Here is a 16,639-nt window from a genome sequence, read left to right on the forward strand (position 1 = left end):
TAAGCGTTGGCTATTATGAGTGAGATGAGACACAATTGGACCAAAGAAGAAATTTTAGAGATATACAACAAACCTTTTATGGAATTGCTTTATGAAGCAGCAACGGTTCACCGCCTGCATCATGACCCAAATACGGTACAGGTTTCTACGTTATTGTCTATAAAAACTGGCGGATGTTCAGAAGATTGTGGCTATTGTCCGCAAGCAGCAAGATACCACACCGATATTGAAGGCAACGATTTAATGTCCGTGCAGCAAGTAAAAGCGCAAGCCTTACGTGCAAAATCTGGCGGAAGTTCTCGTGTTTGTATGGGAGCGGCTTGGCGAAATGTTAAAGATGGCGAAGAATTTGATCAGGTTTTAGAAATGGTAAGAACCATTAATAAACTGGAAATGGAAGTGTGTTGTACCCTTGGTATGGTTACCGAAAACCAAGCGAAACGTTTGGCTGAAGCTGGTTTATATGCTTACAACCATAACTTAGATTCTTCAGAAGAATATTATAAAGAAGTGATTTCAACACGTGGTTATCAAGACCGTTTAGATACGATTGATAATGTGCGTAAAACCAATGTTACCGTTTGTAGTGGTGGTATTATTGGTATGGGAGAAAATATAGAAGACCGTGCAGGCATGCTTGTGGCGCTTTCAACATTAAATCCGCAACCAGAATCTACGCCAATTAACGCCTTAGTGGCTGTTGAAGGAACACCACTTGAAGACCAAAAACCAGTTTCTATCTGGGATATGGTTCGTATGGTAGCAACCACTAGAATTGTGATGCCAGAAACCCAAGTACGTTTAAGTGCTGGTCGTACACAAATGACTAGAGAAGGTCAGGCGATGTGTTTCTTTGCGGGTGCGAATTCTATTTTTGCAGGTGATAAATTATTAACCACACCAAACCCTGACGTAGATGAAGACATGAAAATGTTTGAGCTTTTAGGGTTGAAACCTCAAAAACCATTCACTAAAAAAGTGCAACCAGCAACGGTTGAAGCGCAAGATTCACAAATTGAAGCTTTAGGTGAAAAACCAAGATGGACACGCCCAGAGCATAAAATTGAACGTAACGAAGCAGCAAGAACAGTTAGAAAAGAAGCTTCTCAAGACTAGCAGAATTTTATAATACACATTCATAAAAAATTATAAAACCCAGATTTGACGCTGTTCAAATTTGGGTTTTTTGGGTTTTAGAACCCACTCTAAGTTATCTTCCAATAAAAACGCAAACCATTATCCCCTTGAGGGGATTACAGGGGTGTCCGCAAGCACTATACAATCAAAATACAATTAAAGATTCAATAAACCGCTTCAAACTCCCAAAATCCAACCCAATAGATTCTTGCAGTTCAGTAACTTTACCATGTTCAATAAAAGCATCTGGAATACCTAAAATCTTCATGTTGTTTTTATAATTGTGAAGCGCCATAAATTCTAAAACAGCAGAACCGAAACCACCGTTTATGCTGTTGTCTTCTACGGTGACGATGGTACTGTAGTTTTTACAGATGTGATGCAGTAATGTTTCATCTAAAGGTTTCACAAAACGCATGTCGTAATGCGAAATGTTTAAGTTTTCAATGGCTTCAGATACATTATAAGCCATGTTTCCAATGCTTAAAATAGCGCAATTTTCGCCCTGTTTGAGTTGCACACCTTCCCCGATATTAATTTTTGAAAGAGGCTGTTTCCAATCTATGGTTTTTCCGCGACCGCGAGGATAACGAATCGCAATCGGGTGGTCTAATCCTAACTGTGCGGTGTACATGATGTTTCGCAATTCTATTTCGTTTCTCGGTGCAAATATGATGAGGTTTGGAATACAGCGTAAATAGCTTAAGTCATAAACACCGTGATGCGTAGCGCCATCTTCACCAACCAAACCAGCACGGTCTAAACAGAAAATGACTGGTAAGTTTTGCAACGCCACATCGTGAATAATCTGGTCGTAAGCCCGTTGTAAAAAGGTGGAATAGATATTACAAAATGGGATTATGCCCTGTGTAGCCATACCGGCAGCTAAGGTTACGGCGTGTTGTTCGGCAATACCAACATCAAAAGCACGATCGGGCATGCTTTCCATCATGTATTTTAATGAACTTCCAGTTGGCATCGCAGGGGTGATGCCTACAATCTTCTTATTGTTTTTTGCTAATTCAACAATGGTATGTCCGAATACATCTTGGTATTTCGGAGCTTGTATTTCGGTTGATTTTGCCGCTAAATCACCGGTTTTGGCATCAAATTTTCCTGGTGCATGGTATTTTACTTGATCTTTTTCAGCTTGCTTTAAGCCTTTACCCTTGGTGGTAATGATGTGTAAAAATTTCGGACCTTGAACGGTTTTTAGGCGTTCTAATTCTGAAATCACAGCATCCATATCATGGCCGTTAATAGGTCCTGAATAGTCAAAATTTAGAGCTTCAAAGATATTATCTTGCTTTTGTGTGCCCTTTTTAACGTTGGTTAAATACATTTTTAAAGCACCAACGCTGGGGTCGATGCCGATGGCATTATCGTTTAGAATAACCAACAAATTGGCTTTAGACACGCCAGCATGGTTTAGACCTTCAAAGGCCATACCTCCAGCAATACTAGCATCTCCAATTACGGCTATGTGTTGTTTTTCTAAATCACCTTTAAGTCGTGAGGCGATGGCCATACCCAAAGCTGCCGAAATCGATGTAGAAGCATGTCCTACGCCAAAGGTGTCGTAAGTGCTTTCAGCTCTATTTGGAAATCCGCTAATACCGCCTAATTGGCGATTGGTATGAAAAATGTCTTTGCGTCCCGTGAGTATTTTATGTCCGTATGCTTGATGACCAACATCCCAAATTAATTGGTCTTCTGGGGTGTTAAATACATAATGTAAGGCGATAGTGAGCTCTACTACGCCTAAACTGGCCCCCAAATGGCCTTCCTTTGTGGCTACAATATTGATGATGAATTTACGTAATTCTTGAGCGAGTTTCGGCAAGTCTTTTTGGGATAAAAGACGAAGCGCTTCTGGGGAATTAATATTTTCTAACAGACTTTTTTGCACGAAGCAAAAGTACAAGAATGAAATTGTATTTTTGCTAATATGTTAGAACCTTTTGATGATACTTATTTTATGAAAAAAGCCCTTCAAGAAGCCGAAACTGCTTTTGAAAAGGGTGAGATTCCAGTTGGTGCTGTTATTGTTATTGATAATAAAGTGATTGCTCGCGGACATAATTTAACCGAAATGCTTAACGATGTCACTGCCCATGCCGAAATGCAAGCCATTACCGCAGCAGCAAACTTTTTGGGCGGTAAATATCTTCAAAAATGCACGCTTTATGTGACTTTAGAGCCTTGCCAAATGTGCGCCGGGGCTTTGTATTGGAGTCAGATTTCTAAGATTGTTTATGGGGCGCGTGATTTACAGCGTGGTTGTATTCATTTAAATACCAAATTGCATCCTAAAACGGTTATTGAAGGTGGTGTATTGGCTGAAGAAGCAGGAAATTTGATGAGACGTTTTTTTATTGAACGACGCGGCTTGAATTAGATATTGGTTAATGGTTGTTTGTTGTTGGTTTTTGAGGACTTACTCTTGCGCTATATTTTTTAGACACAGATTGCACTGATTTTCACAGATTATTTACCGAATACATCTTTGCGACTTCGCGCCTTTGCGAGAAACTTTTTGTTACTCTGTGAATCTCTGTGAAACCCTCAGTGTCGCTCTGCGTAATAGCGAATACTCTTAGGAATTCACTGCGTCATAGCCAGAAAACCTATTTCTCGCGTTTTTGATTTTCACGCATTTTATCCAAGTTCTCTTTGGTGAGCATGTAGTCTTCAACTTTTTTATCTTTCCAATGGAGGTATGAAAATAGCGGAAAGACAATAAAAAATAAACCTGCAACACCAAAACCTATCAGTTTTTCGGTGTACTCAACATCGAGTACGAAACCTAAAATAATGCTAGTTAATGCAGCAAGAGCGAGTATATTTATGAGATATTTCATGAAGTGTTTTGAATGCTGTTTTATTAAGAATCCACTTGTAAGCTGATCAGTTGACGGCGGTAAGCGGTGAGTAATTTAGATTTTGAGATAAAACCATAATACACACCATTTTTAGTTACTGGCAAATTCCAAGCGCTACTGTCTTGAAATTTCTGCATGATATCGGTCATTTTATCCTGGTCTAGGAAGATAACTGCAGGTGGTTTTTGCATCACATGCGTGGCATGAACTTCCTTGTATAATGTACGGTCGAACATGATAGGACGTAAATCATCCAATAAAATGATGCCTTTTAATTTTTTGGTTTCTTTATTAACTACAGGGAAAATATTCCGTTTTGATTTGATTACGGCCTTGTTAATCATTTCTTCCAAATTCATTTCTGGATTTATCGAAATAAAATTCGTTTCAATAACTTTATTGATGTTCATGAGCGTTAAAACCGCATGGTCTTTATCGTGTGTGATAAGTTCTCCTTTTCGGCCTAATTCCATGGTGTAAACAGAATGAGGTCTGAAGTATTTTGTAATACCAAAGGATATGGTTGCAGTAAGCATAAGCGGAATAAAGAGCTCATAACCTCCCGTAAGTTCGGCAATAAGGAAAATTGCGGTTAATGGTGCGTGTAAAACTCCTGCTAGTAAACCTGCCATACCAACTAGGGTAAAATTACTCTCGGAAATGCTACGACTAAACAAACCACAATGGTTAACAATTTTAGACATGCAAAAGCCCATAATACTCCCCATAAAAAGTACTGGAGCAAAAATACCACCAACACCACCGGCTCCAAAAGTTAATGCGCTGGCTACAATTTTAAATAGTAAAAGACCGATTAGTAATAAAATCACATACCAAATGTTGTTTAAGTCTAGGCTAAATAAATTTGTTTCTAAAGCTTTTTCGGGGTTTCCAACAATAAGGTTGTTTATCACATCGAAACCTTCACCGTATAATGGCGGAATTAAAAACACAAGAATACCAATACCAACACCACCAACAATGAGTTTCTTGATTGGTGATTCTAATTTATCGAAAAGCTTCTGGATACGATCGTATACTTCGGTGAAATATATGGACACAAAAGCCGCAATAACACCTAGAAGCATGTAGAAAGGTGCATCAGATATATAAAATTTATCTTCAATTCTAAAGGGTAAAATCACATCATTTCCGAAGAAAAAATAGGAGGTTAAAATTGCTGAAAGGGAAGCCAATAAAAGGGGTAACATGGAAGCAATGGTAAGATCTAAACTGAATACCTCAATGGCAAAAATAATAGCAGCAATGGGCGCTTTAAAAATCGAACTCATGGCACCAGCAGCAGCACAACCTATAAGTAGTGTTCTGGTGGTTTGGTTCATATGAAACATTCGCGAAATGTTTGAGCCAAGGGCAGCCCCTGTAGCTACCGTAGGGCCTTCCAGTCCAACCGACCCTCCAAAACCAACGGTAATGGGTGCGGTTAAAATAGACCCAAACATTTGAAAACGTTTCATAATCCCTTTTCGCTTTGATATGGCTAATAAGGTTGAAGGAATCCCGTGACTTACTTTATGTCTTATCACATATTTCATGATAAGATACACCATGGTAAGTCCTAAAATAGGAAACAGGAAATAGAAGGCATGGTGATAATGTTCTATTAATTTACCTTCTAATAAACTTTGAATAAAGTGTGTGAGGTTTTTTAACACTACCGCACCAACTCCTGCCGCAAACCCAATGATTACGCTTAAAATATAAACGAACTGTTTATGGGAGATGTGTTTTGCTCTCCATATAAGGAAGCGTTTAAAAAGGGTTCTTTTTGGCATGATTAAATCTACAAAAAATCCTGCAAGAAGCAGGATTTTATAAAGTTATGATTTTAAATTCAGTTTTAAACTTAATTCTGTGAGTTGCTCATCGTCAATTGCGGCAGGGGCATCAATCATGACGTCACGGCCAGAATTGTTTTTAGGAAAAGCGATAAAATCTCGAATCGTTTCTTGCCCGCCTAAGATGGCTACCAATCTATCAAGTCCAAATGCCAAACCGCCGTGTGGTGGTGCACCATATTGGAAGGCATCCATAAGGAAACCGAATTGTTCTTTAGCTTCTTCAGGCGTGAATCCTAAATAATCAAACATTAACGCTTGTGTTTCTTTATCGTGAATTCTAATAGAACCACCTCCAATTTCGTTACCATTCAGTACTAAATCGTAAGCATTAGCTTTTACAGCACCTGGGTCTGTTTTAAGTAATTCTAACTGCCCCGGTTTAGGTGATGTAAATGGGTGGTGCATCGCGTGGTAACGTTCAGTCTCTTCATCCCACTCTAATAACGGGAAGTCCATTACCCATAGCGGTGCAAATTCATCCGGTTTACGTAAACCTAATTGCTCTGCCAATTCCATACGTAAAGCACTTAATTGTGCACGTACTTTATTTTTATCTCCTGAAAGGATACAAACTAAATCACCTGGTTTGGCGTTGGTTGCTTCTGCCCATTTTGCTAAATCGTCTTGATCGTAGAATTTATCTACTGAAGATTTAAATGAACCATCATCATTACAACGTGAATACACCATGCCTAAAGCACCTACTTGCGGACGCTTAACCCATGAAATTAATTTGTCAATTTCTTTTCTTGTGAAACTATTTCCGCCAGGAACTGCGATACCAACAACCAATTCTGCATTATTAAAAACACCAAAATCTTTGTGTTGCGCTACGTCGTTTAATTCGCCAAACTCCATACCAAAACGAATGTCTGGTTTGTCGTTTCCGTATAAACGCATGGCATCGTCGTAAAGCATTCTTGGAAATTTTTCAACCTCAACCCCATTCACTTCTTTAAGTAAGTGACGTGTTAATCCTTCAAAAGCATTTAATATATCTTCTTGGTCGATAAAAGCCATTTCACAGTCAATTTGTGTGAATTCTGGTTGTCTATCGGCACGTAAATCTTCATCTCTAAAGCATTTTACAATCTGAAAATATTTATCCATACCACCAACCATAAGCAGCTGTTTAAACGTTTGTGGCGATTGTGGTAAGGCATAAAATTGACCAGCATTCATTCTTGAAGGTACTACAAAATCACGAGCCCCTTCTGGCGTAGATTTGATTAAGTAAGGCGTTTCCACTTCAATAAACCCAGCGTTAGATAAGTAGTTTCTAACCTCTTGAGTGACTTTATGACGGAAGATTAAGCTGTTTTTTACAGGATTTCTTCTAATATCTAAATAACGGTACTTCATTCTAATATCTTCACCACCGTCGGTTTTGTCTTCGATAGTAAAAGGAGGCAGTTTTGCTTCGTTAAGAATGTTTAATTCTGAAACTAAAAGCTCAATATCTCCAGTTGGTAAATTAGGATTTTTTGAAGCGCGCTCGATAACGGTTCCTTTAACTTGAATAACAAACTCGCGACCTAAATTTTGCGCTTGTGCGATTAAGTCTTTTGAGGTACGTTCTTCATCAAAAACCAATTGCGTAATCCCGTAACGGTCTCTTAAATCGACCCAAACGATAAAACCTTTGTCTCTAGATTTTTGAACCCATCCAGCTAAAGTAACTTCTGTATTTATATGTGCGGCTGTTAATTCGCCGCAGTTATGACTTCTGTACATAATGAAAAATTGAGGTGCAAATTTAGTGAAGTTATATCAATTATTTAGGACTTATTTGGATCATTCCTAATTCTTGTTTTTCTTATTTTCTAATAAATCTAAATTTTATTTTTGATAATTATATCCTTAAATCTGTATACTTAGTCAGCCATTGAGCTACATAGAGGTTTCACAGAGGTTCTCATAGTAAAAAGAAGTATTTTGCAAGAGACACAAGTTTGCAAAGATGTATTGCGTAAAAATCTGTGAAATCCGTGAAATCTGTGTCTAGAATTATTGGTTGCTAGTTGCTGGTTATTAGTTGTTAGACTTACTCATACGCTAATTTTCATAAATAGTACAGAACTCTCTGTGAGTCTCCATGAAACCTTAGCGAACCTCTGTGTAATAACCCCACAAGAGTAAACCCCACAACTAAAAAAAGTATCTCGCAAAGTCGCAAGGCCGCAAAGATGTAGAAGGCAAAAAAATCAGTGAAAATCTGTGTCTAAAAAACCCTCCGTGAAGCTCTGTGTAATCTCAGCGATGCTCCGTGTCATAGCCCCGCAAGAGTAAGCGACCAAAAACCAAAAACTAACAACTATCAACTAACAAAAAAAGCCTCAGTAATTAAACTGAAGCTTTCTTGCTATTAATCGAGTTAGTCACACAATTAAAATGGATATATAAATGCTCTAAGAAGCGATTTTTTCGGTGGTAGCAACACGGTCTTTAAACAACCACATTTTAAATCGTGTTATTAAATAGAACAACACCGGAACTACAATTAATGTTAAGAACGTTGCGATTAGTAATCCGTAAATTACGGTCCAAGCTAAAGGCCCCCAGAAGACCACGTTATCTCCTCCCATGTAAATATGTGCATTGAATTCATTTACCAAAGTAAAGAAGTTAATGTTTAAACCAATGGCTAAAGGAATGAGTCCTAAAATGGTTGTAATTGCCGTTAATAATACCGGACGTAAACGTGCTTTACCAGCGCGAACAATACATTCGTATAAATCATCAAGACTTAGGTAGGTATCATCATCTAAGTCTAATGCTAACTTTTTTCTATCGATAAGCAGTTGCGCATAATCTAGAAGTACCACCCCGTTGTTTACAACAATTCCGGCGAGTGAAATAATACCCATCATGGTCATCATAATAACGAAAGCATCACCTGTGATTACGAGTCCGCCAAATACGCCAATAAAACTTAAGAAAATTGCCAACATGATAATTCCTGGTTTTGAAACCGAGTTGAATTGGAAAATTAATATGAAAAAGATAAGCGCTAAGCCTGTAAAAAAGGCACCCATTAAAAAGGCCATTTGCTTATTTTGTTCTTCAATTTGTCCTGTGTAATCAATTTTCACACCTTTAGGTAAGTTTTCAAAGGTTTTCATTTCTCTTTGAATTTGCCCAACAATCGCGGCGGCATCAGTAAAACCTGGAGATAAGGCAGAATACACTGTAACTACACGCTTGGTGTCCTTGTGTTTAATGGCATTATACCCCGATGTGTTATTTTGTTTGGCAACGGCAGATACTGGAATCTCCTTAATCTTCCCTGTATTATCTCTAAAGGTAATTTTCTGATTAAAAATGGCGCTCGTATTATATCTATTTGCTTCATTAAAACGCACATAAATATCAAAATCGTCACCATCTTCTTTGTAAACACCAGCTTTACTACCAAAAATAGAATTACGTAACTGACTTCCAACTTGACTCGCGCTTATTCCTAATTCTCCAGATTTGGCACGATCGACTTCCACCATCATGGTTGGTTTGTCTTTGTTTACATCAATTTTTAATTCATCAATACCAGCGATGTTTTTTTCATTGATAAAGTCACGCATGTTTTCCGCCACACCGATAAGTTGTGCATAATCATCACCTTCAATTTCAATGTTTATAGGCGAACCAGCTGGTGGCCCATTTTGGTCCTTTTCAACAGAAATTAATATACCAGGATAAATACCCACTAAAGCTGTTTGTACTTTTTGACGCAGTAATTCACTATCGGCTCCTTTACGGTATTTATATTCACGCATGGAAGCAGTAATCTTTGCTTTATGAGGCATTTCGGCAGCCGAACCGCCATCGGTTTGAGGATTACCAGCGCCTTCACCTACCTGAGAAACGGCACTTTCAACTAAAAAGTTATAGTCGCCTTCCTTGTACATATTATCATCTAAAACATCATATACCTTTTTCTCAATTTCTTTAGTAATGGCATTGGTTTTCTCGATATCGGTACCTTCAGGATATTCAATATAAACAATAATCTGATTTGGTTTATTATCTGGAAAAAACTCCACTTTAGTACGTTGCGACGCTAGAGAGGCTCCAAAAGCCATAAACGCAATAATTAATAACACAAAGGTTGTTATCGTAATAAAAGCAGGCCATTTTTTGCTTAATGCACGACGCAGCTCACGTTCATACCAGTTTTCAAGTTTTACTAATGTTTTTGTTTGAAATCTGTTAGCCATTTTTCTTAATAGCAACCTGTAAACCCAAAGCATGATAGCTGTAAAAATCATGAGTCCACCTAAGCCTCTGTAGGCACCACCAAATATTATAATAAGTAATCCAATTACCGAAACGATACTGGTTATAGTGATGATGTTTTTTATAGGCATGTCCTTGTCTTCGGTGGTCATGAATTTAGAAACCAATACCGAGTTGAAGAAAATAGCGACAATTAAAGAGGATCCTAAAACGGTTGATAGTGTAATAGGTAATAGCATCATAAATTGTCCCATAACACCTGGCCAAAGTCCTAATGGAATAAAGGCAGCTACGGTTGTTGCTGTAGAAATAATGATTGGAAAGGCGATTTCACCAATACCTACTTTGGCGGCCTCCTTTCTACTCATGCCTTCTTCATCCATTAAACGGTAAACGTTTTCAACAACTACAATACCATTGTCTACCAGCATTCCTAGACCCATAATTAATCCGAAAAGGATCATGGTATTTAAAGTGTAGCCTAATATATTTAAAATCATTAAAGACATAAACATCGACATGGGTATGGCGAAACCTACGAATAAGGCATTTTTAAAGCCTAAGAAAAACATAAGTACTGTAACAACAAGTATAATACCGAATATGATATTATTTACCAGATCGTCTACCTGTCCAATTGTTACCGACGATTGGTCATTGGCTATGGTCACATCTAAATCTGATGGAAAAACATTTTCTTTGGTATCTGCAACAATTTGTCTGATTTGCTCGGCAGCATCAACCATGTTTTTTCCAGCACGTTTTTTAACATCTAACATGACTACACGATGGCCGAATTCACGAGCATATGTCGTTCTGTCTTTTTCTTTAAACGAAACCTTGGCAATGTCTTTTAAATAAATAGGGTTGCCGTTGTCTGATTTTATTACGAAATTATTTAGTTCATGAGGATCGGTAACCTCACCTAAAATACGTATGGTTCTTCGTTGTCCACTAGAAATTAAATTCCCAGCCGACATGGTTACGTTTCCGCCACGAATGGCATTAATAACATCAGAGAAGCTTACTTGGGCAGCCATCATTTGGTAGATGTCTACAGCGACTTCAACTTCTTTGTCTTGAGCGCCACGAATGTCTACCTGTTTTATTTCCTGAAGGTCTTCAATTTCATCTTGAAGGTATTCACCAAAATCTTTTAACTTTTCAACGGGATAATCCCCAGAAATATTAATGTTAAGGATAGGCATTTCTTCCGATAGGTTTAAATCGAAAACGTTAGGTTCTACTTTAGCATCATTAAAAGTGGGCCAATCTTCACTTGCGGTTTCAGAATCTATTTCATCTTTCACTTTTTGTTTAGCCGCTTCCACTGTTATTTTCTCATCAAATTCTACGATAACCATAGAATAATCTTCTTGAGAGGTAGACGTAATTTCAACCACATTACTAATGGTTTTTAACTGGTCTTCTAGTGGGTCTGTAATCAGTTTTTCGATATCTTCGGCGGTATTTCCCGGATAAACAGAACTCACATAAATCTTGGTTTCTTTTACCTCTGGGAAATTTTCACGGGGCATGTTGTAATAGGCGGTAATTCCTAAGTAGAAAATTACGGCCATAATCACATAAATCGTGGTTTTGTTATTAATTGCCCACGACGACATTCCAAATTCCTTGTCGATTTTCTTTTTTTGTTTTGTCATGATTAAGGCTTAATAATTAATAACTTTTACCGTTTGCCCGTTTCTAACACTACGTGCGCCTTCATTGATAATTTCGGCACTGGCTTCTATTCCACTTAATACTTCGATGATATCGCCTTGTGTTTTACCCGTTGTAATAATCACGCGTTCTGCAATGGCTTCAGATGTGTTGCTTTTATTTTTAACCACATAAATGTATTGCTCACCTTTTGCGTTTTCAGAAATAATACTCAATGGAATTAATACCGCGTTTTTACTAGAATAGTCATTAATTTTAAGCTTAGCTGTTAAGTTTGGCTTGATGCTTTTATCTTTATTAGGTACGGCAATCTCAACTTTAAAAGTACGGTTGGCAGGATTAATATAGTTACTGGCTTGACGTACTTTGGTGTCTACAACAGTGCCTAAAATTGGAAATTCTACTTTTACCTTTTTACCTTTAACAACATCTGTAATATAGTTTTCAGGAACTTCAGTTTCTATATACATGTCACTTAAGTTTACGATTCGCATTAACTGCGATTGTCCAGGCATAACAACACTACCTTGGTCTGTTATAATATCATCTATTACGCCAGAGAAAGGTGCTCTAATGGTTGTTTTTGATAATTGTGTTTTTAACTGATTTACAGCTTGCTCTTGTGCTTCAAAACTAGATTTTGCTTGAAGGAATTGAATTTCACTTCCAATTTTTTGATCCCAAAGACGTTTTTGACGTTCGAAGGTGGTTTGCGCCAAAGCCAATTGAATTTCCATTTGAGAGACTTGCTGGTTTAATCCGCCATCATCAATTTTAGCTAAAGTTTGGCCTTTAGAAACATGTTGTCCTTCCTTAACATAAACCCTTTGAAGGATACCTGAAGTTTCTGGAGTGATGACAATGTTTTGATTTGTATGAACGCTACCATGTAATTCTAAATAATGAATGAAATTTTCTGTTTTCGCTTTAACTGTAGTGACTAAAGGTAGTTTTTTAGAATCGTCTAATTCTTCAATTTTTTCATCAATTAATTTGATTTGATCGCTTAATTCAATTTTTTGATTTTCTAAAGCAATACGTTTTGTGCGTATGGTTTCTAAATTGCCTTCAGCTAATATTTGCTCTACAGATTGCTCTTTGCCTCCGCAGGAAATTAAAAGAAAAGTAAAAGCGGTGATAGTATATATATGTTTCATGTTATGTTGTTTAGAGTTGTGTAGTATTTAAAATGGCGTCTAATTCTGCTTTTTTGTTGATAATGTCTATCATGGCTTGTAGATATTCTTGCTGTGCTTGGTACAATTGCATTTGTGCTTGACGCAAGTCAAAACTTGAAGCAATACCTTCAAAGAATTTAGTTTCATTCTTACGTTCTATACTTTCGGCTAGATTTAAATTTTGCTTTTTATTGGCATAATCTTCAATGGCAAATTGATATTCACTTTTTGCTGTTGAGATTTGAAGCTTCAGTTGTTGTTCGGTATCAATTAAGGTTTCATGGGCTTTTTCTAAATCAATACGGGCTTGTTGCGTGGCAGCCGATCGCCCTAATGAACTAAAAATCGGAATGTTTAAACTCACACCAAACATCGATGAGGCGTACCATTTTTGATCACTTCTTGTAAATCCGAAATTTTCGTTAAAGGCACTGTATCCGCCGTTAACAAAGGCGCTAAGTGTTGGCATGCCTTTACTCATGGCCAGTTTTACAAATAAGTCTTTACTTTCAACATCATTTTCGGCAATGAGGTAATCAATGGTGTTTTCAACGCTGTCATCTGCAGCTAAGGCTTCGAGTGAGGTGTATTGAAGGCTTAACATTTCAAGGTTGTCTGTAAGTATGATCTTAGAATTAAGGTCTATGCCTAAGGTGATGTTAAGCATTTGGTGAGCTAGTATTTTGAGTCGTTTCACATTGTTTAAATCACTAATTAAACTTGATAATGAAATCTTTATTTGCTCTAAACTTTCTTCTTCTTCTAATCCGTTTTCATACGTCTTTTGGATCTCGATTAAGTTTGATTCTAAGATTGCTCTGTTGCTTTCTATAATTTTTAAACTTTCATTCGTTACCAAAACGTTGCCGTAGGCATTAATAACCGCTTTTCTTACTTCAAGGTCGGTTTTGATTTTTGCGTTTTGGGAAATCTCTAAATAAACTTTAGAGGCTTGTAACCCTACAAGGTATGACCCATCGAATAGCAATTGACGTAAAGTTGCCGTAGCGCCAATGTTTTGTTTTTGGCTAAACTCCACGGGTATAAAAGTGCCTGGAGGGCCTCCTGTAATTTCTGCAGGAAGCAGAGACACTTGTTGTTTTAGCCAGTTTTGGTAGTCTACCGCCGCATCTATTTGTGGTAAACCTGTAGCTGTAGTTTCCCATTTTTTTTCTTCAGCCATTTTTATATCACGAGACGCATTTTTGGCGGTTCTATTATGAATTAAGGCGTAGTCAATGGCCTCCTGTAAGCTAAAGGATGTGGGAACTTCTTGAGCGAAGGCCACCATACTTAAGCATAAACTAAAGAGTGTAATTAGTTTGTTTTTCATTATTCGTTGTTAATTGTTGTGTTCTTTTTATTTAAAAAATCTAAACCTAAAGGTGTACAGATGCCGCGTAAATGGTATTCTAAATAATTGTCTAGTAATTGTTTTAGGTTAAATTGTTTGACAGGAAAAACATCCTCATCCTTGAGGGCACCCAGTGAACTAAAGTAGATTCTAGAAATAAAATCAACATCTAAGTCTTTTCTGTATAATCCAACCAAAATACCTCTGTTTAAATTATCAGTGACACAGTCTTGCATCACTTCAAATTGTTTTTTTCTAAGTAGGTTGTGGATACGTGGATAGTATTTTTTTAATTGGAAATCTGGAGATTCTTTTAAATTACTCATGTATGAAGAAATGAACTCTTTAATTTTTATAAGTTCTTCTACTGGATTGGCATTTAAACAAACAATATCATTTATGGACATTGAAATACATTCGAACTTATAAATAGCTGCGGCTTCTATAAGTTTTGTTTTGGTATCAAAATAATTATAAATGGTCTTTTTAGAAATGCCCATTTCATTCGCAATATCGTCCATAGTCACACTCTTAAACCCTAGGTTTAAGAATAACTCAGACGATTTGATAATAATTTTATCTTTCATTCATGTTCAAATTCGATGCAAATATAGCTATGGAAACTTTAAAAACAAATAAAGTTTCCATAGTTTTAAAGTTAATTTAATAGTAATTTCACATGGATACTTCATAATACGACGAATTCGTTTATTTTTGCCCGATGCTTTCCATAGAAAAATACCAAGAGGAGTTTGTAACATTCCTAAAAGATTATTCATTTGTTAAAGAGCCTAAAGGACTTTATCAACCTATAGAGTACATTCTAAACTTAGGCGGAAAACGTTTAAGGCCCGTACTCACTTTAATGACGGCTAACATTTTTAGCAGCGACTACAAAAACGCGCTTAATGCGGCTTTGAGTATTGAAGTTTTTCATAATTTCTCCTTAGTTCATGATGATATTATGGACGATGCGCCTTTAAGAAGAGGTGAGGAAACCGTGCATGAAAAATGGGATACCAATACGGGGATTCTTTCTGGAGATGCCATGCTCATTATGGCGTATCAGCTTTTTGAAACTTATGATCCAGAAGTTTTTCTAGCTTTAGCTAAATTATTTAGTAAAACGGCTTTAGAAGTTTGCGAAGGTCAGCAATACGATATCGATTTTGAAACTAGAAACGATGTAACCATTGCAGAGTATTTGAAAATGATTGAATACAAAACGGCTGTATTAGTTGGTGCAGCGATGAAAATGGGCGCTATTGTGGCTCATGCTTCAGAAGAAGACCAAACAGGTATTTACGATTTTGGTAGGTATTTAGGTATTGCATTTCAATTACAGGACGATTATTTAGATGCTTTTGGCGACCCTAAAACATTCGGAAAACAAGTTGGTGGTGATATTATTGAAAATAAAAAAACGTATTTGTATTTGAAAGCGTTAGAATTTTCAGCAGCTTCAGAAAAAGAAGAATTGCAAAAATTATTTGCTTCAACTGTAGAAGATTCCACAACTAAAATTGAACGTGCCAAAACTATTTTTCAAACTTCAGGTTCCGCGGAAGCGACCAAAAAAGCTATTTTAGAGTATACCAACAAGGCTTTTGAGGTATTAGATGCCTTAAATATTTTGGAAGATAAAAAGGCGTTGTTGAAGGCGTTTGGAAACAATTTAATGAATAGAACGGTGTAATGCAGCTGCACAATACTTTTGAAACTTTAATTACCGAAGCCAATCAATTGGATTTGTATAAAAAGTTAATTCAACAACTTAACAAGGACTTCCTGCTGGCTAATGTGGATTTAGATTTTCATGAAGATATTCTGCCAACCAGTTTGAAACTCTTGCTTCATGAAGCGGTTTACAAACTCATTCAAGAGAAATTTTCCGAATACTTGAACCTCCTTTATATTATTGATGTTTCTGAAAAGCAAGTTAAAGCACTAGAAGGCGATGATACTGTAAAACTGGCTGAAGACGTGGCATTTTTAATTTTAAAGCGTGAATGGCAGAAGGTGTGGTATAAGAGTCATTATTGACTGTTTTTTTTGACTATTGATTATTGGTTGAATTGAAAATTTTGACCGAAGACCAAAGACGGGTGACGGAAGATTTGGGCTGACGTTGAGTTTTTCAACTTTGTCATTCAGAAGGAGGTACGACTGAAGAATCTTTTGCATGATGATTGCAATATTAGCGCTCGTTAACTTATGAATTTTAGCAGAATCTCAGGTCGAGTGCAGTCGAGAAGGTACATAAACCGTTTTTTGTTACTTATAAAATTTAATTAAGATAAACTTATCCGA

At 36.9% G+C, this 16,639-nt stretch carries 12 protein-coding genes; 4 read left to right on the plus strand and 8 right to left on the minus strand.

Annotated elements, in window-relative coordinates:
- Positions 1–15: 15 nt before the first annotated feature.
- Positions 16–1,116 (plus strand): biotin synthase BioB, encoded by a 1,101-nt coding sequence (bioB, locus tag KO493_RS07160; RefSeq protein WP_216067260.1) that lies wholly within the window; start codon positions 16–18, stop codon positions 1,114–1,116.
- Between the two features lie 166 nt (positions 1,117–1,282).
- On the opposite strand, the gene dxs is transcribed toward bioB, so the two are convergent.
- Positions 1,283–3,046: a 1-deoxy-D-xylulose-5-phosphate synthase gene (dxs, locus tag KO493_RS07165; RefSeq protein ID WP_216067261.1), complete on the minus strand. Its 1,764-nt coding sequence runs from the start codon at positions 3,044–3,046 to the stop codon at positions 1,283–1,285.
- Between the two features lie 39 nt (positions 3,047–3,085).
- On the opposite strand from dxs, the gene KO493_RS07170 reads away from it, so the two are divergent.
- Complete coding sequence (locus KO493_RS07170) at positions 3,086–3,535, plus strand: nucleoside deaminase (RefSeq protein WP_216067262.1); 450 nt, start codon at positions 3,086–3,088, stop codon at positions 3,533–3,535.
- A 229-nt stretch (positions 3,536–3,764) separates the two neighbouring features.
- Here the strand turns inward: KO493_RS07170 and KO493_RS07175 are convergent, their stop codons facing one another.
- From KO493_RS07175 to KO493_RS07205, 7 genes are all read right to left on the minus strand, one after another.
- Positions 3,765–3,998: a hypothetical protein gene (locus KO493_RS07175; protein WP_216067263.1), complete on the minus strand. Its 234-nt coding sequence runs from the start codon at positions 3,996–3,998 to the stop codon at positions 3,765–3,767.
- 23 nt (positions 3,999–4,021) lie between these two features.
- Positions 4,022–5,815: a chloride channel protein gene (locus tag KO493_RS07180; RefSeq protein ID WP_216067264.1), complete on the minus strand. Its 1,794-nt coding sequence runs from the start codon at positions 5,813–5,815 to the stop codon at positions 4,022–4,024.
- A 45-nt stretch (positions 5,816–5,860) separates the two neighbouring features.
- Positions 5,861–7,615 carry an aspartate--tRNA ligase gene (aspS, locus tag KO493_RS07185; RefSeq protein WP_216067265.1) on the minus strand — a complete coding sequence of 585 codons (1,755 nt, stop codon included), beginning with the start codon at positions 7,613–7,615 and terminating at the stop codon, positions 5,861–5,863.
- Between the two features lie 674 nt (positions 7,616–8,289).
- Positions 8,290–11,778 carry an efflux RND transporter permease subunit gene (locus tag KO493_RS07190; protein ID WP_216067266.1) on the minus strand — a complete coding sequence of 1,163 codons (3,489 nt, stop codon included), beginning with the start codon at positions 11,776–11,778 and terminating at the stop codon, positions 8,290–8,292.
- 9 nt (positions 11,779–11,787) lie between these two features.
- Positions 11,788–12,954, minus strand: coding sequence for an efflux RND transporter periplasmic adaptor subunit (locus KO493_RS07195; RefSeq protein ID WP_216067267.1), 1,167 nt, complete (start codon positions 12,952–12,954; stop codon positions 11,788–11,790).
- A gap of 10 nt (positions 12,955–12,964) precedes the next feature.
- Positions 12,965–14,308 (minus strand): TolC family protein, encoded by a 1,344-nt coding sequence (locus KO493_RS07200; RefSeq protein ID WP_216067268.1) that lies wholly within the window; start codon positions 14,306–14,308, stop codon positions 12,965–12,967.
- Positions 14,308–14,916 carry a TetR/AcrR family transcriptional regulator gene (locus tag KO493_RS07205; protein WP_216067269.1) on the minus strand — a complete coding sequence of 203 codons (609 nt, stop codon included), beginning with the start codon at positions 14,914–14,916 and terminating at the stop codon, positions 14,308–14,310. Before KO493_RS07205 ends, KO493_RS07200 begins: the two co-directional genes overlap by 1 nt.
- Positions 14,917–15,050: 134 nt before the next feature.
- On the opposite strand from KO493_RS07205, the gene KO493_RS07210 reads away from it, so the two are divergent.
- Positions 15,051–16,025, plus strand: coding sequence for a polyprenyl synthetase family protein (locus KO493_RS07210; RefSeq protein WP_216067270.1), 975 nt, complete (start codon positions 15,051–15,053; stop codon positions 16,023–16,025).
- A complete protein-coding gene (locus KO493_RS07215; RefSeq protein WP_216067271.1) occupies positions 16,025–16,372 on the plus strand; it encodes a hypothetical protein in 348 nt (115 codons plus the stop codon). The genes KO493_RS07210 and KO493_RS07215 overlap by 1 nt, the downstream gene beginning before the upstream one ends.
- Positions 16,373–16,639 lie beyond the last annotated feature (267 nt).

Source organism: Pseudotamlana agarivorans (assembly GCF_018860245.1).
In the GTDB taxonomy this organism is placed as follows: Bacteria; Bacteroidota; Bacteroidia; order Flavobacteriales; family Flavobacteriaceae; genus Pseudotamlana; species Pseudotamlana agarivorans_A.

Excerpts from the sequence above, each read along its gene's own strand:
- KO493_RS07180 (WP_216067264.1), bottom strand. The coding sequence starts at position 5,815 with ATGCCAAAAAGAACCCTTTTTAAACGCTTCCTTATATGGAGAGCAAAA.
- KO493_RS07190 (WP_216067266.1), bottom strand. The coding sequence starts at position 11,778 with ATGACAAAACAAAAAAAGAAAATCGACAAGGAATTTGGAATGTCGTCG.
- KO493_RS07205 (WP_216067269.1), bottom strand. The coding sequence starts at position 14,916 with ATGAAAGATAAAATTATTATCAAATCGTCTGAGTTATTCTTAAACCTA.
- aspS (WP_216067265.1), bottom strand. The coding sequence starts at position 7,615 with ATGTACAGAAGTCATAACTGCGGCGAATTAACAGCCGCACATATAAAT.
- KO493_RS07195 (WP_216067267.1), bottom strand. The coding sequence starts at position 12,954 with ATGAAACATATATATACTATCACCGCTTTTACTTTTCTTTTAATTTCC.
- KO493_RS07200 (WP_216067268.1), bottom strand. The coding sequence starts at position 14,308 with ATGAAAAACAAACTAATTACACTCTTTAGTTTATGCTTAAGTATGGTG.
- bioB (WP_216067260.1), top strand. The coding sequence starts at position 16 with ATGAGTGAGATGAGACACAATTGGACCAAAGAAGAAATTTTAGAGATA.
- KO493_RS07170 (WP_216067262.1), top strand. The coding sequence starts at position 3,086 with ATGTTAGAACCTTTTGATGATACTTATTTTATGAAAAAAGCCCTTCAA.
- KO493_RS07175 (WP_216067263.1), bottom strand. The coding sequence starts at position 3,998 with ATGAAATATCTCATAAATATACTCGCTCTTGCTGCATTAACTAGCATT.
- KO493_RS07215 (WP_216067271.1), top strand. The coding sequence starts at position 16,025 with ATGCAGCTGCACAATACTTTTGAAACTTTAATTACCGAAGCCAATCAA.
- KO493_RS07210 (WP_216067270.1), top strand. The coding sequence starts at position 15,051 with ATGCTTTCCATAGAAAAATACCAAGAGGAGTTTGTAACATTCCTAAAA.